This window comes from Massilia mucilaginosa, from assembly GCF_011682145.1.
GTDB lineage: Bacteria > Pseudomonadota > Gammaproteobacteria > Burkholderiales > Burkholderiaceae_D > Telluria_A > Telluria_A mucilaginosa.
The window spans coordinates 1-22,143 of the sequence record NZ_WHJH01000081.1; the positions used below are offsets into that span (position 1 = coordinate 1).

At 63.0% G+C, this 22,143-nt stretch carries 23 protein-coding genes and 1 pseudogene; 14 read left to right on the plus strand and 10 right to left on the minus strand.

What is annotated here, in order from left to right; translation table 11 throughout:
* Positions 1-350: 350 nt before the first annotated feature.
* The gene (locus tag F2P45_RS32155) at positions 351-1,298 is read right to left on the minus strand and encodes a DUF808 domain-containing protein (protein WP_166882285.1); all 948 of its coding nucleotides are present in this window, start codon (positions 1,296-1,298) and stop codon (positions 351-353) included.
* 236 nt (positions 1,299-1,534) lie between these two features.
* Between F2P45_RS32155 and F2P45_RS32160 the strand changes: the two genes are divergently transcribed.
* From F2P45_RS32160 to F2P45_RS32190, 7 genes are all read left to right on the plus strand, one after another.
* Positions 1,535-1,747, plus strand: coding sequence for a BrnA antitoxin family protein (locus F2P45_RS32160; RefSeq protein WP_166882286.1), 213 nt, complete (start codon positions 1,535-1,537; stop codon positions 1,745-1,747).
* A gap of 136 nt (positions 1,748-1,883) precedes the next feature.
* Positions 1,884-2,168 (plus strand): HU family DNA-binding protein, encoded by a 285-nt coding sequence (locus tag F2P45_RS32165; protein ID WP_126074928.1) that lies wholly within the window; start codon positions 1,884-1,886, stop codon positions 2,166-2,168.
* Positions 2,169-2,351: 183 nt separating this feature from the next.
* Positions 2,352-2,996 (plus strand): LysE family transporter, encoded by a 645-nt coding sequence (locus F2P45_RS32170; RefSeq protein ID WP_166882287.1) that lies wholly within the window; start codon positions 2,352-2,354, stop codon positions 2,994-2,996.
* Positions 2,997-3,112: 116 nt separating this feature from the next.
* Positions 3,113-5,377, plus strand: coding sequence for a DUF6600 domain-containing protein (locus tag F2P45_RS32175; RefSeq protein ID WP_166882288.1), 2,265 nt, complete (start codon positions 3,113-3,115; stop codon positions 5,375-5,377).
* A gap of 150 nt (positions 5,378-5,527) precedes the next feature.
* On the plus strand, positions 5,528-5,794 hold the full coding sequence (locus F2P45_RS32180; protein ID WP_166882289.1) for a DUF493 family protein: 267 nt from the start codon (positions 5,528-5,530) through the stop codon (positions 5,792-5,794).
* Between the two features lie 140 nt (positions 5,795-5,934).
* The gene (locus F2P45_RS32185; RefSeq protein WP_166882290.1) at positions 5,935-6,546 is read left to right on the plus strand and encodes a peptidoglycan recognition protein family protein; all 612 of its coding nucleotides are present in this window, start codon (positions 5,935-5,937) and stop codon (positions 6,544-6,546) included.
* Positions 6,536-6,949, plus strand: a complete 414-nt coding sequence (locus tag F2P45_RS32190) for a hypothetical protein (RefSeq protein ID WP_166882291.1) — start codon at positions 6,536-6,538, stop codon at positions 6,947-6,949. Before F2P45_RS32185 ends, F2P45_RS32190 begins: the two co-directional genes overlap by 11 nt.
* A gap of 15 nt (positions 6,950-6,964) precedes the next feature.
* On the opposite strand, the gene F2P45_RS32195 is transcribed toward F2P45_RS32190, so the two are convergent.
* From F2P45_RS32195 to F2P45_RS35510, 4 genes and pseudogenes are all read right to left on the minus strand, one after another.
* The gene (locus tag F2P45_RS32195; protein WP_187367252.1) at positions 6,965-7,201 is read right to left on the minus strand and encodes an ABC transporter permease family protein; all 237 of its coding nucleotides are present in this window, start codon (positions 7,199-7,201) and stop codon (positions 6,965-6,967) included.
* Positions 7,198-8,128, minus strand: a pseudogene (locus F2P45_RS32200) (ABC transporter ATP-binding protein). The gene F2P45_RS32195 and the pseudogene F2P45_RS32200 overlap by 4 nt, the downstream one beginning before the upstream one ends.
* Position 8,129: 1 nt before the next feature.
* Positions 8,130-9,065 carry an ABC transporter substrate-binding protein gene (locus F2P45_RS32205; protein WP_166882304.1) on the minus strand — a complete coding sequence of 312 codons (936 nt, stop codon included), beginning with the start codon at positions 9,063-9,065 and terminating at the stop codon, positions 8,130-8,132.
* Positions 9,066-9,139: 74 nt separating this feature from the next.
* A complete protein-coding gene (locus F2P45_RS35510) occupies positions 9,140-10,306 on the minus strand; it encodes a hypothetical protein (RefSeq protein ID WP_187367253.1) in 1,167 nt (388 codons plus the stop codon).
* A 258-nt stretch (positions 10,307-10,564) separates the two neighbouring features.
* Between F2P45_RS35510 and lipB the strand changes: the two genes are divergently transcribed.
* The 3 genes from lipB to F2P45_RS32225 are packed head-to-tail and all read left to right on the plus strand — an operon-like array spanning position 10,565 to position 13,005.
* A complete protein-coding gene (lipB, locus tag F2P45_RS32215; protein ID WP_166882292.1) occupies positions 10,565-11,311 on the plus strand; it encodes a lipoyl(octanoyl) transferase LipB in 747 nt (248 codons plus the stop codon).
* Positions 11,308-12,300, plus strand: a complete 993-nt coding sequence (gene lipA, locus F2P45_RS32220) for a lipoyl synthase (protein WP_166882293.1) — start codon at positions 11,308-11,310, stop codon at positions 12,298-12,300. The genes lipB and lipA overlap by 4 nt, the downstream gene beginning before the upstream one ends.
* 18 nt (positions 12,301-12,318) lie before the next feature.
* Complete coding sequence (locus F2P45_RS32225) at positions 12,319-13,005, plus strand: alpha/beta fold hydrolase (protein ID WP_166882294.1); 687 nt, start codon at positions 12,319-12,321, stop codon at positions 13,003-13,005.
* Positions 13,006-13,085: 80 nt separating this feature from the next.
* On the opposite strand, the gene F2P45_RS32230 is transcribed toward F2P45_RS32225, so the two are convergent.
* Both F2P45_RS32230 and F2P45_RS32235 read right to left on the minus strand, forming a co-directional pair.
* On the minus strand, positions 13,086-14,219 hold the full coding sequence (locus F2P45_RS32230) for a Fic family protein (protein ID WP_166882295.1): 1,134 nt from the start codon (positions 14,217-14,219) through the stop codon (positions 13,086-13,088).
* 985 nt (positions 14,220-15,204) lie between these two features.
* The gene (locus tag F2P45_RS32235) at positions 15,205-16,173 is read right to left on the minus strand and encodes an MBL fold metallo-hydrolase (RefSeq protein ID WP_166882296.1); all 969 of its coding nucleotides are present in this window, start codon (positions 16,171-16,173) and stop codon (positions 15,205-15,207) included.
* 150 nt (positions 16,174-16,323) lie between these two features.
* Between F2P45_RS32235 and F2P45_RS32240 the strand changes: the two genes are divergently transcribed.
* Positions 16,324-17,265: a LysR family transcriptional regulator gene (locus F2P45_RS32240; RefSeq protein ID WP_166882297.1), complete on the plus strand. Its 942-nt coding sequence runs from the start codon at positions 16,324-16,326 to the stop codon at positions 17,263-17,265.
* Between the two features lie 96 nt (positions 17,266-17,361).
* Here the strand turns inward: F2P45_RS32240 and F2P45_RS32245 are convergent, their stop codons facing one another.
* Entirely contained in the window at positions 17,362-17,940 is a 579-nt protein-coding gene (locus F2P45_RS32245; protein ID WP_166882298.1) for a hypothetical protein, read from the minus strand.
* A gap of 23 nt (positions 17,941-17,963) precedes the next feature.
* Positions 17,964-18,590 (minus strand): hypothetical protein, encoded by a 627-nt coding sequence (locus F2P45_RS32250; RefSeq protein ID WP_166882299.1) that lies wholly within the window; start codon positions 18,588-18,590, stop codon positions 17,964-17,966.
* 219 nt (positions 18,591-18,809) lie between these two features.
* On the opposite strand from F2P45_RS32250, the gene F2P45_RS32255 reads away from it, so the two are divergent.
* The gene (locus F2P45_RS32255; RefSeq protein WP_166882300.1) at positions 18,810-20,405 is read left to right on the plus strand and encodes a mucoidy inhibitor MuiA family protein; all 1,596 of its coding nucleotides are present in this window, start codon (positions 18,810-18,812) and stop codon (positions 20,403-20,405) included.
* On the opposite strand, the gene F2P45_RS32260 is transcribed toward F2P45_RS32255, so the two are convergent.
* A complete protein-coding gene (locus F2P45_RS32260) occupies positions 20,389-21,033 on the minus strand; it encodes a DUF1287 domain-containing protein (RefSeq protein WP_166882301.1) in 645 nt (214 codons plus the stop codon). The two genes, F2P45_RS32255 and F2P45_RS32260, sit on opposite strands and share 17 nt — an antisense overlap.
* Positions 21,034-21,109: 76 nt before the next feature.
* On the opposite strand from F2P45_RS32260, the gene F2P45_RS32265 reads away from it, so the two are divergent.
* Both F2P45_RS32265 and F2P45_RS32270 read left to right on the plus strand, forming a co-directional pair.
* Entirely contained in the window at positions 21,110-21,535 is a 426-nt protein-coding gene (locus tag F2P45_RS32265) for a PaaI family thioesterase (RefSeq protein ID WP_166882302.1), read from the plus strand.
* A 149-nt stretch (positions 21,536-21,684) separates the two neighbouring features.
* On the plus strand, positions 21,685-22,044 hold the full coding sequence (locus F2P45_RS32270) for a PAS domain-containing protein (protein ID WP_166882303.1): 360 nt from the start codon (positions 21,685-21,687) through the stop codon (positions 22,042-22,044).
* The last annotated feature ends 99 nt before the right edge of the window (positions 22,045-22,143 follow it).

The window sequence follows — 22,143 nt, forward strand, 5'->3', positions numbered from 1 at the left end:
GATAACCGTTTGTAGTACCGCAGGCCGACCTTCCGTCTTGCCAGGCAAACTCAAGAACATCCTCGAAAAATCAATTGAAAAACACCTTGAATTTGTTGGGAAGCCCTTGTAGTCAGACCTGACACCGAGGGAGAGAGAGGGATAGTGCCGGGGCCGTGTCTGAATGTCAGACCTGACACCGGCGGGGATACAGCCGGGGCCGTGTCCGAATGTCAGACCTGACACCGGGGGAGACACCGGGGGAATCAGGTCAGGCGTGGCCGCTGACCTGACACCGGGGGAGACACCGGGGGAATCAGGTCAGGCGTGGCCGCTGACCTGACACCGGGGGAGACACCGGGGGAATCAGGTCAGGCGTGGCCGCTAGCCTTCTTGCCTTTGAACAGGCGCTTGGCGCCCAGCACTACGCCCAGTACCAGGGCGCCGGCGATCACGCCGATGATGGCGTCGATCAGGGTCGGCACAATCGCTTTGAGTACCGGTCCGATGCCGCCCACCGCGCCAGTCGCCGCCGAGGCATCTTCCACGAAATGATGCAGTACGGGGAAGCCGTGTTCCAGAATGCCGCCGCCGACCATGAACATGGCTGCCGTGCCGACCACCGACAGGGTCTTCATCAGCTTGGGCGCCGCCGCCAGCAGCAGGCGTCCGAAAGCGCGCGCGGCGCCGCTGGCGCGTTCGCTCAGGTACAGCCCGGCATCGTCGAGCTTGACGATCCCGGCCACCAGCCCGTACACGCCAACCGTCATCACGATCGCAATCGTCGTCAACACCGCCACCTGCCGCCCGAAATCGACGCCTTCCACCGTGCCCAGCGATATGACGATGATTTCCGCCGATAAAATGAAGTCGGTGCGCACCGCGCCTTTGATCTTTTCTTTTTCGAGCGCGACCAGGTCGACCGATTCGTCCGCCAGCGCCTTGACCAGCTGCTCATGGTGCTGAGCATCTTCTTCCGGACTGTGCAGGTATTTGTGGGCGATCTTTTCGAAGCCCTCGAAGCACAGATACGCTCCGCCGATCATCAACAGCGGCGTAATTGCCTGCGGTAAAAAGGCGCTGATCGCCAGCGCCGCCGGGACCAGGATCGCCTTGTTGAGGAACGAGCCCTTGGCCACCGCCCACACCACCGGCAGTTCGCGGTCCGCTTTCACGCCCGTCACCTGCTGGGCGTTGAGCGCCAGGTCGTCGCCGAGCACGCCGGCGGTCTTCTTGGCCGCCACTTTGCTCATCACGGCGACATCGTCGAGGATGGTCGCGATATCGTCGATTAATGCCAGTAAACTGCTTGCAGCCATCTGTCCTGCTCCCATATTTGGTCGAAAGGATGCATCTTAACCCGAGTCCGTCCAGCCCGGCATTTTGCGTTTCACCCCCCAAAATCTGCAACTCGTCGCTTTCCGCACCTTGTCGCGATGGCATGTACGTATAGTGAAATCAGTGCCAAGCCCGGCCATTGACCACCCAGCCCGGGCCTGTCCTGATCGATACCCAAGCGACGCAAGCCAACCAGACGATGTAAAGCGAGGCCACCATGAAATCCGAGTACGATTTTTCCACCGCAGCCCCCAGCGCCGGCCGCCCGGTCAAGCGCAAGACGCGCATCACCATCTACCTCGACGACGAGGTGTTGCAGCAGTTCCGCTCGCTCTCCGAACAGAGCGGCAAGGGCTACCAGACCCTGATCAACGCGGCCCTGCGCATGCGCCTGCCGCAGGCGCGACCCGAGACCGCACTGGCCGAGTAAGCCGCGCGCGAAGCAGCCCGATATCGTCGTGATCCAGTCACAGCGGGGCTTACTTTTGTGCGTACACTTTAGAATTTATTACACTAGGCAATAATTATGCTAATCTTCCCGCTCTTTTAACACGGGAGGATTCTTTATGAAAAAAGGCGAACTGATTGCGGAATTTGCGAAGCGTACAGAAATGTCCGGCGCAGCTGCCAACAGCGCGGTAAACACGATCATCGAGATCATTACCGAGCGTCTGAAAAAAGGCGACACGGTAGGGATCACCGGTTTCGGTACGTTCTCCGTTGCCAAGCGCGCTGCGCGCAAGGGCCGCAATCCATCGACTGGCGAAGCGATCAAGATCGCTGCGTCGAAGTCGCCTAAGTTTTCGGCTGGCGCGACCCTGAAGGCTGCGGTCAACCCGAAGAAGAAGTAAGCGAAGCAGCAAGGCTCTGCGCGCGGCCTGAAGCGGCGACGTCGGTCCCGGACCGGCTTCGCCGCTTCAGCTGCCGCGTGTTTTTAGCATCGCCTTGGCGCGCCGCCCTCGCGACCCGCCTGTGTTCTACCTTGCAGTACCAGCCCTGCCCTCCATCCCGATCACCCTCTTCCCTGACTTCCCATGCCGCTTGCCAACTGGATCGCCTTCGTCATCGCCGGCTCGCTGATCGCCATCTCGCCCGGTTCCGGCGCGGTGCTGTCGATGTCGCACGGCCTGGCCTACGGCTTCAGGAAAGCCAGCGCCACCGTGGCCGGCCTGCAATGCGGGCTGCTGCTGGTGTTCGCCATCGCGGGCGCCGGCGTCGGCTCGCTGCTGCTGGCCTCGGAACTGGCATTTAACATCGTCAAGACGCTCGGCGCGCTGTATCTGATCTGGCTCGGCGTGCAGCAATGGCGCGCCCCGGTCAAGGCCGACGCCGGCCGCGCCGACGCGCCCGCGGTCGATCACCCAGGCTGGCAAAAGCGCGTCCTGACCGGTTTCCTGACCAACGCGACCAACCCGAAAGGGATCATTTTCATGGTCGCGGTGCTGCCGACCTTTATCTCGCATTCCCTGCCGCTGCTGCCGCAGCTGGCGATTCTGGGCGCCACCATGGTGACCATCGATACCATCGTCATGCACGGCTACGCCTTCTTGGCCTCGTCCATGCAGCACTATTTCCGCGATGCCGGCGCGCTGCGCAAGCAAAACCGTTTCTTCGGCGCCGTGCTGGCCTGCATCGGCGGCGCGCTGTTTTTTGTGAAGCGCGGCGGCAACCCGGCCTGAGTTGCTCCGAAGGTAACACTAGCGCACAATGTGCAACTGTTTGTAACCCCTGTCCTCCGCTGGCGCGCTCGCGCGTTACACGTGGACGACGTCCCTTGTGCGCCCCTGGAGCCTGTATGACTATTCCTTTCCGTAAAACCGTGATGTTGTTGGCGTTTTCCGCCCTGTCGGCGCTGGCGCTGGCCGAGACGCCGGCGCGCGTGGGCCGCATTGCCCTGGCCCAGGGACCGGTGAACATCAGCACCGAGGTCGGCGAGGAGGCCACGGCGGCGCTGGTCAACTGGCCGGTGACGACCAGCAACCAGATCGTCACGCAGCGCAACGGCCGCACCGAAATCCGGATCGGCTCGACTTCGGTGCGGCTCGACGGCGACTCGTCGCTCGACGTCATCGAACTCGACGACGACAAGCTGCGCCTGCACCTGCATTACGGCAGCCTGAGCTTGCGGGTGCGCAACGCCGACGTGCTGCGCGGGCTCGAAATTTCCACCCCGCAGGGCCTGGTACGCATGAAGGATGTGGGCCGTCTGCGCATCGACGCCGAAAGGGTGCGCGACACCACCAATGTGTCGGTGTTCGAGGGCACGGCCCAGGTCGACGGCGGCGGTTCCAGCCTGGCGCTGCGCGCCGGCAAGCGCATCGATGTGCACAATGACGATGTGCGCACGGCGCTGGCGGTACGCGACAGTTTCGACGACTGGTCGCTGCAGCGCGACGCGCGCGACGAACGCACCACCTCGGACCGCTACGTCACGACCGAGATGACCGGCTACGAAGAACTCGACCAGCATGGCGTCTGGCGCGAGGACAGCGACTACGGTCCCCTGTGGACCCCGCGCACCGTGGCGGCCGACTGGGTGCCGTACCGCGACGGCCGCTGGACCTATCTGGCCCCGTGGGGCTGGACCTGGGTCGACAACGCCCCGTGGGGCTACGCGCCCTCGCACTACGGGCGCTGGGTGATGGTCAGGCAGCGCTGGTCGTGGGCGCCGGGGCGCAATATCGGCCGTCCGGTGTGGGCGCCGGCGCTGGTCGGCTGGGTCGGCGGGAATAACTGGAATCTCAGCTTCAACGACAACGGCGCGCGCCGCAACGCGCCGGCGCAGGGCTGGTATCCGCTCAATCCGGGCGAGTCCTACGTGCCCGGCTACCACCTGCGGCCCGAGCACCTGCGCCACCACAACCGCCACGCGCGTCCCGACTATCGTCCGGGCCGGCATGACGGCCTGACCGTGGTCGGCCTGAACCAGTTCGTCGGACGCAACCAGATTGTGGTGCCGCGCGCGCCGCGCCCGGTGCTCACGCCGCTGTCGACCCAGAACATCCCGTTCGGCGCGCCGCCGCGTCCGCAGGGCAACTGGCCGAATCGCTTCGACCGCGACGGCGATGGCCGGCCCGACCGCAACGCCATTGGCCGCGTGATCACGACGCCGTCCAGCGACGCCCAGCCGTTCAGCCGGCGCGACGGCCGGCCGTCCGATAACGAGCGCTTCGTGCGCACGCCGCCGCAAGTGCTCACGACCAATGAACCGCAGCGCAGCCTGGCCGAGAAGGACAGGCGCCAGCGCGAAGCCGAGATCGAGCGGCGCGAGCGCGACCAGGCCAACGAACGCCGCCTGCGCGAGCTGGAAGCGGACAACCGCCGCACCGCGGATGGCCAGCAACGCCTGCGCGAAGCCGAGGTGGCCGAGCGCCGGCGCGATGCCGACGCCGACCGCCAGCGCGGCGCCCAGGCCGACCGCCTGCGCGCGATCGAGAACGAGCGGCGCCAGCGCGAGGGCGAAGCGCAGTTGCAGAGCCAGCGCGACGCCCTTAACCGCGAGCAGGCCGAACGCCAGCAGCGCGAGAACAACAACCGCCAGCTCGCCGAGCGGCTGCAGCGCGACGCCGACCAGGATCGCCTGCGCCAGGTCGAACGCCAGCAGCAGGCCGACCAGGACCGCTTGCGCCAGGTCGAGCGCCAGCAGCACGAGCGCCAGCAGCGCGACGCCGACAGCGCGCGCCGCCAGCAGGCCGAGCGTCAGCAGCAGGATGCCGAGAATGCGCGCCGTCAACAAGCTGAACGCCAGCAGGCCGAGCGCCAGCAGCGCGACGCCCAGCAGCGTGAAGCACAGCAACGCGATGCCCAGCAGCGTGAAGCACAGCAACGCGATGCCCAGCGCGAGGCGGCGCAGGCCCAGGCACGCCAGGCTCAGCAAGCTCAGCAGGCCCAGCAAGCTCAGCAAGCTCAGCAAGCTCAGCAGGCCCAGCAAGCCCAGGCCCAGCAAGCCCAGGCCCAGCATCAGCAACAGCAGAAACAGGCCGAAGAGGCCGACAAGCGCGAACGCGCGCGCGAGCAACGCCAGGACCGCCGCGACAACGTGCAGCAACAGATTCGCTGAGCGGCGGGCTCGCCCTACCAGTCTCACCTGTTCCTCCCAAGGGAATAGTTCAAGGCCAGCCTAGCGCTGGCCTTTTTTTGGCTACAATGTCGCACAGCGCGTTCCCATACGGGGGGCGCCTGTGCCGACATTTTTAGAACTGGATTGTGTATGGAACCGACTGAATCCCTCATCGAATACCCGAGCGACTTCCCGATCAAGGTGATGGGCGCCACGCATGACGATTTCGCGGCGACCATCGTCGACGTGGTGCTCGAATTCGACCCCACCTTTCACATCGGCCGCATGGAAGTGCGCCCTTCGCCGAAAGGCAACTACACCGGACTGACCGTCACCGTGCGCGCCACCAGCCGCGTCCAGCTCGATGACCTGTACCGCGCGCTGCACGCTCACCCGATGGTCAAGATCGTGATGTGATTGTCGCGGCGCGTCGCCCGGGCGCGCCGTTCCGCCATCGACAGCTGTGGCATCGAACTTGTATAGCCGCTGAAAAAACCATGATATAGTTTTAATATTGTTTTTCTTAAAACTGACGTTCTTTCCCGGAAAGAAATATCATGTTGATAGTAAATAACGGCCTCATCACGAATGCCCGTATCGACGTCAATATCTATCCCAGGCTTGAGCATGGGCCTATGAAGGACGTCAGCGGCATCATCCTGCACCAGACCAGCAGCGACTCGATCATCACGACCATGGCGGGCTATACGTTCAAACCTGCGGGAAACGGCGCCCACTTCCTGATTAACCCGGCAGGCCAGATTTACCAGACCGCCCGCATCAACCAGGTTTGCTACCACGTGGGACGTATCAAAGCCTATTGCAAGCAGGTGCACATGTGTACGCCGAGGGACGAGGAGGTCCTGGCCGGGATAGAGAAGGCGTACGCGAATAACGACGCGGAACGCTTCAAGCAGGTTGACGCATGGGAGCGGAACAAACCGGCCGCGTTGCGCTACCCCACCAATGACGACTCGATCGGCATCGAAGTTGTCGGCGCCCCGAAGAATGGCCAGTATGTCAGTCCGTCGAATGCGCAAAACGCATCCTCGCGCTGGCTGGTCAGCGAGTTGCTCATGACATTGAAACTCGACCGCAAGCGCATCTTCGCGCATGGCCATATGGATCCGCGCAAGTACGCGACCGAAGGTGGCTTGATTGCCTACTAAGTCCTCGGGTGTTCTTGAAAGAACACTCAAAATCGTTGGCCTGATTGTCGCCGTCCTGATCCTGGCGTTCGGGATGCTGCGCCTCTGGTGGTATTGGCCGGTCTCGGTCGAGGCGAAAAACATCATCAAGGTGATCGATAAGGACATTCCCCAGGACATGGTGTCGTCCTGTGCGGCGTTTGCCATGACCCCGGACCAGTTTCGGGCATACTGGAAAGACGCCAGGCCAATACTGGCATCCGAATTCCATGCGTATTATTTCGGTGCCTGCCATCTCAAGGCGACGGAAAATGATCGGGAATACCTGGTCGGAATCGGCGACGCGGGTATTGTGAACAAAGGCGAGACGTCCTATTACTATGTCAAAAAAGGCGCAAAGTCGGACTTTGAAGACATGAAGTAATCGCCCCCGACGGCGCTATGGCGGCGTGCCCAGCGCGTAACCCTGCACCAGCACCGCCAGCGAGGCCGCCACGTAGCCGGGCAATTCGCCCGAGACCATGCCTGCCGCAAACGCGCGCGCCGTCTGCAGCGCGCCCGGCAGCAGCAGGTCGTTATCCTGCCGGCGCGCCAGCGCTTCCCACAGCGCGGCGGCGGGCGCGCCGAGGGGGACCACATATTCCGCCCGAATCGGCGGCAATGGCCGTGCGCTCATGCGTGCAGCCCGGTGGATAACTGGGTGGATAACTCTGTGGGCAAGGGTGTGGGCAAGCGGGTGGATAAGGGCATGGATAAGGCTGTGGGTAAGCGGGTGGATAACGCTGTGGACAAGGCCGTTTGCGCTGGCGCCGCCACGGTATCGTCGTCGAACAGCAGGCGGTGAATGCGCTGGGCGGCGGCCTGGAACGCCTCGCCGCCGGTGCTGCTCAGGCCGAACTGGTGACTGTTCAGTTCAGCGCGCACGCGGCCCGGATGGGGCGACAGCAGCACGATGCGGTTGCCGACCACCAGTGCTTCCTCGATTGAATGGGTGACGAACAGCATCGTGAAGCGGTTTTCCTCCCACAAAGTTTGCAGTTCCTCCTGCATGCTGCGGCGCGTGAGCGCGTCGAGCGCGGCGAAGGGCTCCGTCCATCAGCAGGATGGCCGGCTGCATCGCCAGCGCGCGCGCAATCGCCACCCGCGCCTTCATGCCGCCGGACAAGGTGTGCGGAAAGGCATCGGCGAACGGCGCCAGCCCGACCTTGCCGATCCAGTGCAGCGCGCGCGCCTGCGCCTCGGCCCTGGCCATGCCGCCCGCCAGCAGCGGAAACATCATATTGCCCTTGACCGTCTTCCACGGCGGCAACTGGTCGAATTCCTGGAATACCACGATGCGGTCCGGGCCGGGACGCACGATAGTCCGGCCGTCCAGGGTCAGGCTGCCGGCGCGCGGGGTGATGAAGCCGGCGATGGCTTTGAGCAAAGTCGACTTGCCGCAGCCGGACGGTCCCGGCAGCACCAGGCGGTCGCCCCGGACTACCTCGAAACTCACATTCTCAAGGGCGCGCACGCTGGCGGCGCCGCTGCGGTAGTCGAGCGTGACGCCCTCGGCGCGCAGCAGCGCCTCACTGGGGCCGATGGGGAAGCGGTGCGCGTCCACGTCAGCTCCCCGAGGCCAAGGCCGGGCTCTGGAAAAAGTAGTCGCGCCAGCTGGTCGGCTGCTTTTTCAGCGCACCGGCCTGGAACAGGAATGGCGCGAGGCCGAAGGTGTTTTGCGGCGCCACCTGGAACTGCACTTTCGGGTTCTTGATGACTTTCAGCAGCAGGGCGCGCTCGATGCTGCTCTTGTTCACGCGCAGATACGCATCGGCCGCCGCCTCCGGGCTGGCGCTGATGAACTGTGCGGCCTCGGCCAGCGCATCGACAAAGGCGCGGTAGGTCTTCGGATTGTCCTTCAAGTATTTTTCGGTGGCGTACAAGACCGTCGAGGAACCGGGCCCGCCCTGCACCTCGTAAGAATCGAGCACGATATGCGCCTTTGGATTGGCCGCCAGTTCCTGCTCCTGGTAGGGCGGCGTGGCGAAATGGGCGTTGATCTCGGTCTGGCCGGCAATGATCGTGGCGGCCGCGTCCGGATGCGGCAGCGCCTGGGTCAGGCGGTGGAGCCTCTTGAACTCGGCCGTGCCCCAGCGCTTGGCCGCCGCCATTTGCAAAATCCGCGCCTGCACCGACACCGTCACCGCCGGCAGCGCGATGCGGTCCTTGTCGCTGAAGTCGGCGATGGTCTTGACGTTCGGATTGGTGCTGATCAGGTAATACGGAAAGTTGCCGAGCGACGCCACGCCCTTGACGTTCTGCTTGCCGGCGCTGGCGATGTCGATCGAGCCCGACAGCAGCGCATCGTTGATGGCGGCCCCGCCCGACAGCTTGACCCAGTCGACATCGATCTCCACGCCCTGCTTGCGGCCGTGCTTTTCGATCAGTTTCTGGTCCTGCGCCACGTTCAGCAGCAGGTACACGATGCCGAACTGCTCGGCGATGCGGATGCGTCCTTCGGCCTGCGCCGGATTGGACACCAGCGCTGCGGTACAGCTGATGGCGAGCGCCCATTTCGACTATGCTAATGCGGCTGGCGGCACGTGCATCGCGCGCCGGCCGCCAGGGTCTTGCCTTATTGCCCGGGGCCTGGGCCGGGGTCGCGCATCGACAAGACGATGTTGGCGCCGGCCACCAGCAGGTCCTTGATGGCGTTCGCGCTGCGCGTGCCGGAATACGAGAACCTGAACGAGGTGCCGCCTGCCCGCGACGACGCAATCCGGAATCGGACGCCGGCCAGCACGAAGAAGCCAAAAGCGGCGGTCAGCGCGGTGCCGACCGACAGGGTGCCGCTCAGGTAGGTGTCGGTCGCGACAGCGTCCTCGCGCGCCTCGCTCTTGTCCCATACCACGCCGGTCACGCTCTCCTTTTCCGTGTCGCCAGCGGCTGACTCGCCGAGCTGCTCATCCTCGTCCTGTGTACATGCGAGCAAGCCGGCCGGCGCCGCGCAGGCACCCGAATCACGCACCATGCCGAGCAGGGAGCGATGCGCATCGGTCAACTGGACATGGCTTTGCACCAGCCCATCGAGACGGGTTTGCGCCGGCCCATCGAGCGCTGGCGTGATCGGAGGCCGGCCTGGGGTAACGGTCCATTTGCCCGCGGGCCCGAGCGTCACGGTTGCCTCGAAATTGTCGAAATCCTTCAAGGTGACCTCCGCGGCCTTCGAGGAAATCGTCGTAAACGAGGCCAGTTTCGAGCTTGAGTATTCACCGGTGGCGATAAAGAAGCTCAATTTCGGGACGATATCCTTGGTATCGTCCGGATCGGGCGACCAGCTCATGCCAATAAAGCCGGCATCCGTGAGAATGCCGAACGACATGCTGCTGTACCAGGAGTTCAGTTCGTTCTGGACTTTATTGAACGCGTTGGATTTATAGAGGATCGACTCAACCTCGCCCTGCTCCCGGGCCGCCATGTGGTTCATATTGGGGCCTTGCTTGGGTGGGGCGTCGAAATACTCCGCCGTCCAGGTGTCCCTCAAGGCGACCTTGCTGGAAATAGTCGATTCGATGGCAACATCCAGGCCCACCGGCTTATTGCTGGACCCTGCTCCCAGCACGTATTGCACTGGAATGGTGAACGAGTTCAACCCCCGATGCTTTGGTTCGACGGCCAGACTGACCGTCGAATTGGCAAACACCTTGGGGTCGTCGCGCAGGCTTTCCGGCTTCGCAAAAAAGCACCAGAACTGCTTTTTGGAGGCACCGTTGTTGACCAGGTAGATCTTGTATTCGTTCATGATTTTCTCGATAGGTTATGAAGCTGGTTGGGAAGCGCGATCAATCCCGGGGCCGCATCCCGCGAACCGGTGCGCATGTCAACTATAGAAATCTTGGCGAAAAAATCCTATTACAGGCCATTACATCCGATTACACGCGATGGCGGGCAACGCGCGGCGCGCTTGCCCGGCGTGGCGGCCGGCCTGGTGCGGCCTGCGAGAGCCGGCGGCTACTCGCTTATAATGGCGGAGCCTCTTTAGCTTCGAATCGACGACCCCATGCCCCCCATCCGCCCTGCGCAGGCGATCATCCGCGACCTCGGCCGTGCCGACTACGAGCCGGTGTTTGCCGCCATGCGCGCCTTTACCGACGCGCGCGAGCCCGATACCACCGACGAACTGTGGATCGTCGAGCATCCCCCCGTGTTTACGCTGGGCCTGGGCGCCGACCGCGCCCACCTGCTGGCCGGCACAAGCACGCCCGCCCACGGCATCCCCGTGGTCCAGACCGACCGCGGCGGCGAAGTCACCTTCCACGGCCCCGGCCAGGTGGTGATTTACCTGCTGATGGACCTGCGCCGCAACAAGCCGGGCGGCAAGTTATACGCACGGCAATTCGTCGAAAAAATCGAGCAGGCGATCATCAATGTGCTGGAGGCGTATAATCTTGCTGGCGAGCGCATCGCGGGCGCGCCCGGCATCTATATCGCCGGCGGGCCGCGCAAAGGCGCCAAGATCGCCGCGCTCGGCCTCAAGGTGCGCGGCAACGGCTGCACCTACCATGGCGTGTCGCTCAATGTGGCGATGGACCTGGCGCCGTTTTCCTGGATCAACCCGTGCGGTTACGCGGGCCTGGAAACGGTCGACATGCGCAGCATGGGCGCCGCGGCCGCGCTGGCCGACGTGCAGCAAGCCCTGGCGCATGAACTGGTGCGCCAGCTTGGCGCAGCGCAGGACGCATCGCAAGACGCATCGCATTCCGCATCGAACAACACCACAGAGCCCCCCGGGCAAGCAGCCAAATGACTTCTGACACCGACACCAGCATCGCCCCAGTCTACAACGCCAGCGACAAGCAAAAAGGCGCCAGCAAGACCTCGCGCATTCCGATCAAGATCATCCCGATCGGACAAGTCGAGCGCCTGAAAAAGCCGGACTGGATCCGCGTCAAGGCCGCATCGGCGTCGTCGCGTTTCTACGAAATCAAGGACATCCTGCGCGCCAACAACCTGGTCACCGTGTGCGAAGAAGCGAGCTGCCCGAACATCGGCGAATGCTTCGGCAAGGGCACGGCCACCTTCATGATCATGGGCGACAAGTGCACCCGCCGCTGCCCGTTCTGCGATGTCGGCCACGGCCGTCCCGATCCGCTCGACGTCAACGAGCCGCACAACCTGTCCAAGACCATCGCCGAGCTGCGCCTGTCGTACGTGGTGATCACCTCGGTCGACCGCGACGATCTGCGCGACGGCGGCGCCGGCCACTTTGTCGAGTGCATCAAGCAGACGCGCGCGCTGTCGCCGAACACCCGCATCGAAGTGCTGGTGCCCGACTTCCGCGGCCGCCTGGCCAAGGCCCTGGCGATCTTCGCCGACGGCTTGCCGGACGTGATGAACCACAATCTGGAAACCGTGCCGCGCCTGTACAAGGAAGCCCGTCCGGGTTCCGACTACACCCACTCGCTGGAATTGCTGCGCGACTTCAAGGCGCTGTATCCGAACGCGGTCACCAAGTCCGGCATCATGGTCGGCCTGGGCGAAACCGACGAAGAAATCCTGCAAGTGATGCGCGACCTGCGCAGCCACAATGTCGACATGCTGACCATCGGCCAGTACCTGTCGCCGTCGGGCGACCATTTGCCGGTGCGCCGCTATGTGCATCCCGACGTGTTCAAGATGTTCGAGGAAGAAGCCTACAAGATGGGCTTCGTGCACGCGGCTGTCGGCGCCATGGTGCGCAGCTCGTACCATGCGGACGAGCAGGCGCATAACGCCGGCGTGGCCATCAGCGCGTAAGTTGTGCCGGTGGTGACCGTGGTGCTGCTTCCGGGAATGGACGGAAGCGGTGACCTGTTCGCCGGTTTCATTGCCGCGCTCGGGCCGGGGGTCGACCCCATCGTCGTCTCCTACCCTTGCGCGCCGGCGCTCGCTTATGCCGGGCTGACCGACCATGCGCGCGCGCAGTTGCCGCGTGATCGTCCGTTCGTGCTGATCGGCGAGTCGTTCTCCGGGCCGGTGGCCATTGCGCTGGCTGCTTCAAAGCCGCCCGGACTGATCGGCCTGGTGCTGTGCTGTACCTTTGCGCGCAATCCGCGTTCGCTGCTGGCGCCGTTGAAGCCCTTTGTCAATGTGTTGCCGATGTGGCCCTGCCTCACTCCCCTGATCGCGCCTTTCCTGCTCGGCTTCGGTGCGCCGGCGGCGTTGCGGCAAGCCCTGCGCCGCGCGCTCGACAAGGCGCCGCCCGCGCGCCTGCGCCTGCGCTTAAAGGCAGTGATGGCGGTCGACTACACTGAGCGCGCGCAGGCCATCACCGTGCCCGTGCTGTACCTGCAAGCGTCGCGCGACTCGATCGTGCCGGCGTCCGCCTCGCGGCTGCTCGCTTCGCTGTGCCGCGACTGGCGCCTGGTGACGCTGCCGGGACCGCATCTGTTGTTGCAAAAGTCTCCTATTCACTCGGCAAATGTCGTCCGTGACTTCGTGGCCGACGTCAGGTCGAAATAAGACATTGCCTTGGCAGTCTACTATTACTGCTTGACCGTTTTAACCTAGTTATTGTATGGACGTATTTTCACTTTGCGGCATCACACCCTCACAAGCACTAACAAGGGTTCGAACGAGTACATCGCTGGTCTTCGTCCAGAGGCTTCACTAACTGTAGTAAGCAATTGTTTATCGCTGAGTGTGCGCAGGAATCTAAGTGCTGTTGAGGCGGGAATACCCGATTGTGTAGTAAATTTATTGCTCTTAAATATTGGGTTAGTGAAAATAAAATCAAGCGCACTAACACTCCATCTAGATCCCAATATCTCAATAAAGCGGATCTTCATATCCTCGTAGAGCGTGCGAATGTTTTCTGCCACTTCCAGGTTTCGGATTGCTTGGGCTTTGACGGCGTGAAGGAAGAAAACACACCAGCTTGTCCAATCGTCGGTTTCCGAAACGTGTCGCATCGTATCGATGTATTCGTCTTTATGTTCTTCGAAATATCCGCTGATGTAGAAGTGGGGTTGCGAGATGGTTGCTGATGACCATAGAAGCAATGTAATTAACATCCGTCCGATGCGACCGTTTCCATCTTTGAATGGGTGAAGGGCTTCAAATTCCACATGGGAAAGCGCAGCCTTGATCAATGGCGTATCGCTACTCTCATTTAGATACTTGAACAAAGCATCCATGCCATCGTGAAGCTGCTCAGGGCGAATCGGAACAAACAAAATCTTTTTATAGCGATCCGCAAGATAGTTCTGCTCAGTCTTGAAGCGTCCGGGGTCTTTCTTAGCTCCTCGGCCGACCGACAGAAGTTTTTCGTGAGCGGCTCTGATGAGATATGGGGACAAAGGCTGGCCGTGCTCCATCTGCTCCTGAGCAGTCGTCAAGGCCCTTTGATATAGCCACGTTTCGATCACTTCTGATCTTGCGCGGCTTAAATCTTCCTGCCCCTCAGCATGATCCGCTTCGTATTGAAGAATTTCATCCAAGGTACTTACCGTACCTTCCATTCGTGATGATATAACAGCCTCTTGACTGCGCATTGGCGCCAACAGGATCTCGCTGTTGTGCATTGCCTTCAGCATTTGGTCATATCGAGCAAGGGCTGAAGTAGCTTCTACCAACGGGTTCACAACCTTTGCATAATCAAGGCTAACAGGTGGGAATTTGCCGTAGTGATACTCGACAGCCCCTTCAAGATTGAATCCTACCTGGTATGGAGTCATTTTGATCGTCAAACGAAATAGTTTATAGAGAACAACGGACTTTGTTGGTCATATTGTACATTTTTTTGCTGACAACGAGCGCGATGCTTGATGTTTACTGGCGTGGTAACGGTATGCAACGACACTCTTGACTTTGTAAGTCACATAGCAAAGTTCATGACGGTCAAGTTCCTTAGACTCTCACTGGTGACGGTCTACACGCCTTGTCAGTCATCTTAGACCTATTTTGACGCTCAATCCTCTTTGAGCGCCACTTTCACGACTCTATCAGCGTTGTCTCTCAAATTAGCGTCTCAATGATGATCAAGGCCCAGTTTTCATACTTGTAACAACCAACCTCGTTGTGTCAAATAGCTTTATTGAGAAAAATGGCGCTACTTCAGAAGCATCAATTTGCGACTGAAAGTGCGCATGTGCGTAACCTTTGCTGAGATACAAAGCAAGGTCGGCACCTTGTCAACTGCTACCTGTGCCCTCCTCAATGCCACCCCAGCTCGGCGGATAAGTTAAGCGCGGCCCATGTAGATGCTTACAAGACGCAGACCCATGCAATCGAGCACTTGCGGGCCAACTAGCGAACTAATCGGCTGCTCCGGTTGCCGCTCATCGTGGATTAATCATGCTGCAGCTGACAAGCTTCCCCGGTCGCACGGTCACATGGTCATGCTCTTGAACAATCGGACAGGGGCGGCATCTGGCGTCGCGCGGATGAATACGCGAGCATCGATTTCGATTTCGATGCGGGTGGGGAGTTTACCTGTTCCGCAGAAAATGCTCTGGAGGTTGCATCCCCTCGATGACTTTCCGGAAGACGGCAAAATCAGCGTCACCACCTGGTGGGAAGAGACGGTAGGACAATGGGCATGCATGAGCTTGTACCTGCCTGCCTGCATACGATTTCGAACGCGTGAAAAAGGCCGGAAGCAGCGGCTGCTTGTGCAGCAGCACCTGCGCCCCGTGATCCACCCGGGGCGCTCTGGCGTTGTTAACGCACCTGCGTGTAATTGACCGGCACCCACTGATACGACTTGCCTGCGCTGCGCAGGTGCCCAATGCCCGGGAACTGCAGGTGCGACGCACCCACCAGGGTGCCATCCTTCGCGGCCGCGCTGAACGCTTTCAGGCGCTGTGCCAGTGCCGCCTTCTCATCCGAATCGAACGCGATCGTCACCGTCGGCTCGTCGAACTGCACCGCGCCCACGTGGATCAAGTCGCCCGCCAGCAGCAGCTTCTTGCCGCCGCTTTCGACCAGATAGCTGGTATGCCCGGCCGTATGGCCATAGGTGGCGGTCGACTTCACGCCCGGCACCAGCTGCGTGTCCCCTTCGAACGGCTGGAAGCGCTTGGCGTCGATATAGGGCTTGAGCGAGGCCATCGCACCCTGGAAGAAGCCTTTGGCGTCCGCGGGAGCCTTCTCCATGTTGGCCTGGCTCAGCCAGAAATCCGCATCGCGCTTGTCGGCCCGCACCACCGCATTGGCGAAGGCCGCCGCGCCGTCTTTCGCGATGCCGCCCACATGGTCGGGATGCAGGTGGGTGATGTAGATTTCATCGACCTGCTCCGGCTGGTAGCCGGACGCTTTCAGGTTCGCCACCAGCTTGCCCAGGTTCGGTCCGAACAGGCCGCCCGCGCCGCTGTCGACCAGCACCAGCTTGCTGCCGGTATTGATCAGGTACGCGTTGAACGAGGTTTCCAGCGGGCTGGCCAGGAAGGACTTGGCCAGTGCCTTGTCGACTTTCGCCGGGGCGGTCTTGAGCAATTTGTTGACCGGCAGTTCGGTGGTGCCGTCCGACAGCGCGGTCACTTCGAATTCGCCCAGCATCATGCGGAAGTAGCCGGGGGCCGACACCTTGGCCATCGGCGCGGCGGCGTGGACGGCGCTGGCGGTGAAGGCGGCGACGCCAAGGGCGGCCGCCAGGATCAGGGTGCGCGGGGTGCGGAAGAAATGGGTCATGGCGTCTTTCGTTCAGGGTGATGGGAAAATGCTAAGTGGTGGCAGCAGCAGTATGCGGTGTTGCGCCGCGCGGAACAATATGGCAATGTGCAAACTATCTTTGCGCTATGTGCAAACCTTCCAGGCGCAAACCTCACCGGAGCCGTTTCCATGTTCGATGCCCTGCATTGTTTTCTCGCCGTCGTCGACAGCGGCAACCTGTCGCGCGCCGCCAAGACCTTGCAGCTGGCGGTGTCGTCGGTGTCGCGCCGGATCGACTGGCTCGAAGCCGAGGTCGGCGCCAGGCTGTTCGTGCGCGGTTCGCGCGTGGTGCTGCTGACCGATGCCGGCGAGCGCTTCGTGCCGCGCGCGCGTCACCTGGTGGCCGAGCTGGCCGAGGCCAAGGCGGCCGTCACCGCGGTCGATCCGGAACCGCGCGGCGTGCTCACGGTCACCGCGCCGCGCGCCTTCGGGCGGCGCCATATCGCCCCGCTGCTGGGCACCTTCCTGCACCGCTATCCCTTATTGGAACTGGAGCTGCAGCTCAACGACGACGTGGTCGACCTGTCGGCCCAGCGGGTCGATGTGGCGATCCGCCTCGGCCCCCTGCCCGACAGCGACCTGCTGGCCACCTGGCTGGCGCCGCGCCGCCGCATCGCCTGCGCCAGCCCGGCCTACCTGGAACGGCACGGCACCCCGGCCACGCCGCTCGACTTGCTCGATCATAATTGCATGAGCTACGTCAGCCGCAGCGCGCTGGCGTGCTGGTGGACCTTCGAGGGCGTCAACCGCAACAAACCCTTGCAGGTGAGCGGCGCCCTGCGCAGCGACGATGTCGATTTCATGCTGGACGCGGCCATCGGCGGCGCCGGCGTGGCGCACCTGCCGAGCTGGCTCGCGAGCGAGGCGCTGGTCGCCGGGCAACTGGTGCCGCTGTTCGGACCGGCCAGCCAGGGTGCGTCGGTGGTCGACGACGGCATCCACGCGGTGCGTCTGCCGGGGCGTTCGCATCCGGTCAAGGCGCAGCTGTTCATCGCTTGCCTGCGCGACCATGTGGGCACGCCGCCGTATTGGGAAAGCGCGCTTGTGGCGCATGAAAGCGCAGGGGGATGAGCGGCCCGGGCAAGCGACGCGCTGGCGCGCTGCCGGGCTCTGGAAACGCCTGCGAACGCAGGCGCCGTTAGTGCATGTGACTGGAAGGCGAAGCGCTTACTTGGAGATAGCTTGACGGAACTTTTCGTCATCCAGCAGGTTGCTGACCAGCTTGCGGTACTGCAGTTCGTACTCGCGCGCCGCCGCCGGGATCGCCGTTGCGCCCACGAACGACGAATCCCAGGTCGACTCGACCTTCAATTCGCGCTCGTAACGCACCTGCGCAGCGCGGGTGACGACAAAGCGCGCCGCCAGCACGCCCTTGCCGGTGCCGATCGACGCATCGACCTCGGTCTGGGTCAGGGTGCCGGTGATCACGGTCGCTGCGTTGGCGTCGAGCAGGCCGGCCGACAGCAGTTCCACTTTGAGCGTCTCGCCCAGGTACTGCGCGAACGAGCCGCCTGGGGCGACGACACCGCTGGCGCGGATGCTATGGCTCTTGTCGAGGCTGGCGTTCTTGCTGGCGTCCAGGCTGAAGCTGCCGACGGCAACTTTGTCGAATGCCGGATTGCGCAGCTTGACGGTATTGTCCATCGACGGCGCCGGGGCCGACATGGTCATCGGCGCGCAGCCGACCAGTTGTACGGCCAGAACGCCGGCGGCGACGAGGGAAGAGAGGCGAAAAATCGAGGTCATGAATATTCCTTGCTGATGGTGGATTAAGGGTTGAATGCAGGGTCGAACGACAGGTCGCGCAGGGCGTTGCTGAGCACTTCGCGGGTCATGGTTTTGACGGCCAGTTCGTGCTCCATCGGCTTGCCGGCGGTCGGCGGCGGGCTGGCGTTGCCAAGGGTTACGTGGATGGCGTGGCGGGCGACCTTGACGATCGGCTTGGCCTGGCCCGCGGGCAGATACGATACGGTGCAGACGTAGCCGTCGGTGACCGCGGTCCCGGCCAGGCCGAAGGTCATGCCGGTCAGGAATGCCTTGCCGGTCGGGTCGTCGCCGACTTTCACGTTGTTGAGCGAGACCATCAGGATGCCGGCCGGCGCAGCGCTGCCCTCGGGCGCGAACAGGCCGCTTTCCTTGATCTGGGTGGTGACGGTCTCTTTCAGGAAATTGGTCGGGCCGGCCGCGGGCGCGCCATGGGTGAGGAACTCGAAGGTCAGTTGCACGGGTTTTGGATCGGCTACTTTTTTCATGTCCGATACCGGCACTTGCTTGGTGGCGGTGTCCAGGTACATCGGGCTGACGCAGCCGGTCAGCAGGGCCGAGCCGGCCAGCAGGCAGGCGGCGAACAGCGAGCGCACACTGCCTGCGCGAGGGGTAACAGGGTAAGTCATCATGGGTTTCCGCTTTAATGTAGGCAATTAATATTTCTAACTAGAAATCAGAGAGAGAGCGTACGCGATGATTGCCCAAGTTGCAATTTTTTGAAAGCCTCTGCGCTATCATGTTGTAAATATGAAACCCGCGAGCGTTTGTGGGGCCGTTGTAACCCCTTTTTGCTCCCGCTTCCGTTTCAAGTACTACCGATCTTCCCTGTTCCTGTCCGAAAGGTTCCTATGCGCTATCCCCTCCTCGCCGCCCTCGCCTTCTTCAGTGAGGCCGGCCTGGCCGGCACCACTGCCCCGGTCACGGCCGTCACCCTGTATCCCGGCAGCGCCACCGTGGTGCGCACCGCCCAGGTCGCCGCCGGGGCCACCGAGCTCGTCATCGACGGCCTGCCGGCCAATTTCAAGCTGGAAAGCGTGCGGGTGCAGGCCACCCCCGGCATCCGCGTGGCCGACGTGGTCTCGCGCGACAGCGCCGGCAGCGAAGCGGTCAACCCGGCCGAAGCTCGGCTGACGGGCGAGATCGAGCGCCTCAAGGACCAGAAGGCGATGCTCGACGCCGAGGCCAAGTCGGCCGCCATCGTCAAGGGCTATCTGGAGCGCTACAACGGCGGCGCGGCCGACGCTGGCAAGGCGCAGGGGCCGGACAATGCCAGGGCCCTGGCCGGCGTGATCGACACCCTCGGGCGCGGCGCCAGCGAGGCGCTGCTCAAGATCGAAAAGCTGGCCGTGCAGCAGCGCGCGCTCAACAAGAAAATCGCCGCGCTCGAGAGCGACCTGGCCGGCCTCAGCTCGGATGACAAGGAGGTGCGCAGCATGGTGGTGCGCCTGGCGGCGGCCAAGGCCGGCACCCTGACCATCAGCTACCAGCGCGACAATGCCGGCTGGACGCCGGGCTACCGCGCCAGCCTCGACTCGGCCGCATCAAAAGTCGACCTGGAGCGCCTCGCCACGATTTCGCAAACCACCGGCGAAGACTGGAGCAACGTCAAGCTGACGCTCTCGACCAGCCAGCCGCGCCTGTCGCCGAGCGGGCGCGAACCGCAGCCGTGGCTGCTGGCTTACCGCCCGCCGCAGCCGCCCAGGCCAGCCTCGGCGCCGGTGGCGGCGGCGCCCATGGACATGCTCAGGAACGGGTACCAGAAAGTCGAGATCACCGGCAGCTCGATCAAGCGCGCCAACGAGGTCGATATCGCCGAATTGCAGGGCGTCTTTGCCACCGAATTCGAGGTGCCGGGCCGGGTCAACCTGGCCTCGGACGGGCGCGCCACCTCGGTCACCCTGTCGACCCTGGCGCTGCCGGTCACCCAGCACCTGCGCGTGACGCCGCGCCTGGAAAAATTTGCCATCGTCATGGCCGAAGCGGCCCGTCCCGAAGGCGTGTGGCCGTCCGGTAACATGCAACTGTTCCGCGACGGCGGCTACATCGGCGCTACCAAGTGGAACCTGCAAGAGGGCGAGAAGGCCCTGTTCTCGTTCGGGCGCGACGATCGGGTCTTGGTCTCGCTCGATCCGGTGGCCGGCAAGACCGGCAGCAAGGGCCTCTTCGGGGGACGCGCGAGCAGTGTGCGCGCCGACGTGTTCACCCTGGTCAACCGCCACAAGACGCCGGTCGAGCTGCTGGTGTTCGATTCCTCCCCGGTCAGCACCTCCGAGGAGGTCAAGGTCGAGGCGTTGTTCGATCCGGCACCGTTCACCGATACCTGGGAGCAGCGCCGTGGTGTCGTGGCCTGGAAAAAGACCCTGGCCGCCGGAGCCAGCGCAAAATTCCAGGTCGAGTACAGGATCGACTATCCGAAGGAAGGCTCGGTCAGCGGCTTGCGCTGACGGCGGGCCTGGCGGCCGCTGTTTTTGCGCCCGCCTTGTCGGCCGGATTCCAGCGGTAATGCCCGGTCAGCGGATAGGCGAACAGCATGTCTTCGATCTGGGTGCCGCGCCCGATGTTGTGGATCACCAGCGGCACCCCGGCCGCGCTGCGCTGGCCGGAGACGATGCCGATGTGCGGCAGGTTACCCGGCAGCATCCAGGTCACCACATCGCCCGCCTGGTAGGCGGCGCCCTCGCGCGCCGGCGTCATCGACTTGCCGTGGCGTGTGAAAAAGGTGGCCAGGTTGGGTACGCGCCGGTGGTCGATATTCGGATCGGGGCGCTTGAGCTGCCACAGTTTCGGATACGCGCTCCAGGCCGTCTTCATGTCGCGATGCACCAGTTCCTGCAAGTCGGCGCCGACCTTGCGGTAAGCGCGCACCACCACGTCGGTGCACACGCCGCGCTCGGCCGGCACGTCGCCGCCCGGAAACGCCAGGCGCTCGTAGCGCGGGTCGTATTTGGTGGTCACGCCGATCTGGGAGCGCGCGGCGTCGACCAGGCGCGCCGGCGCGGCGTCCTGGGCCAGCGCGCCGGCGGCGGGCAGCAATGCCGTCAAGCACAGCAGTGTTAAAGCGAGTTTTTTCACGATCTGACCTCTGGTAACCGGGCTGGGAATAAAAACGTACAATCGTGCTTATTTTTCACACACGAACGGGCACACCATGACCACGCAACAGCAGTTTACCCCTGAATCGATGAACAGTTTCGGCGCCGCCACGCTGCCCGGCTACCTGGGCGTGGAAATCACCAAAGTGGCCGACGGCGAAGTGGCCGCGCGCCTGGAGGTCAAGCCGCACTTGCTCGCGCCCAACGGCTTCCTGCACGCCGGCACCGTCATCACCCTGGCCGACACCGCCGCCGGCTACGCCTGCGTGGCCAACCTGCCGCAAGGGGCGAACAGCTTCACCACCATCGAAATCAAGTCGAACCACCTGGGCACCGCGCGCGACGGCGCGATCGCCTGCGTGGCCAAGGCCGCCCACCTCGGCAAAACCACCCAGGTGTGGGACGTGGTGGTGACCAATGAAGCGAACGGCAAGACCATCGCCCTGTTCCGCTGCACCCAGATGATTTTGTACCCGAAGTAAGCGCCGGGGAGCGTGGCGCAGCGGGTCTTTTTACATTTCACATACAACAACTTCCGTTTGACAATCGTAGGGAAAAGCGCATCATGGCCTGACGCCGTAGCGCTGCCTCAACCCGTCGCGGCGCCACTCCACCAGCCAGAGAACGCCGGATGCCCATCGACTTCGATCAGCTCATACTTACCGAAGCCCCTGGCGGGGTGATCGTCACCACGCCCGGCCACACCGTATTGCGCTGGACCAACGGCGCCGAGCGCATCTTCGGCTACACCAGCGAGGAAGCGCTCGGGCACGACCTGCGCGAGCTGATCGCCCTGCCCGGCCAGCGCGATCTCGACGACACCGACGCGCGCCGCGTGCACGAGCGCGGCATCTCCGATCATGAAGGCCTGCGCCGGCGCAAGGACGGCGCGCTGATCTACGTCGACGCCTCCAGCAAGGCGATCTACGGCGACGATGGCAAGATCGCCTACATCGTCTCGACCGTAAGCGCGATTTCTACCGCACCTTGACGTTGCCCTAATCGACGGGCAAGCGGCTGTTAAACAGCAGTAAAGTTGAACGGCAACAGATCGGCAATGTCGGCACCGGCCTGGCGCTGCGGCAGTTCT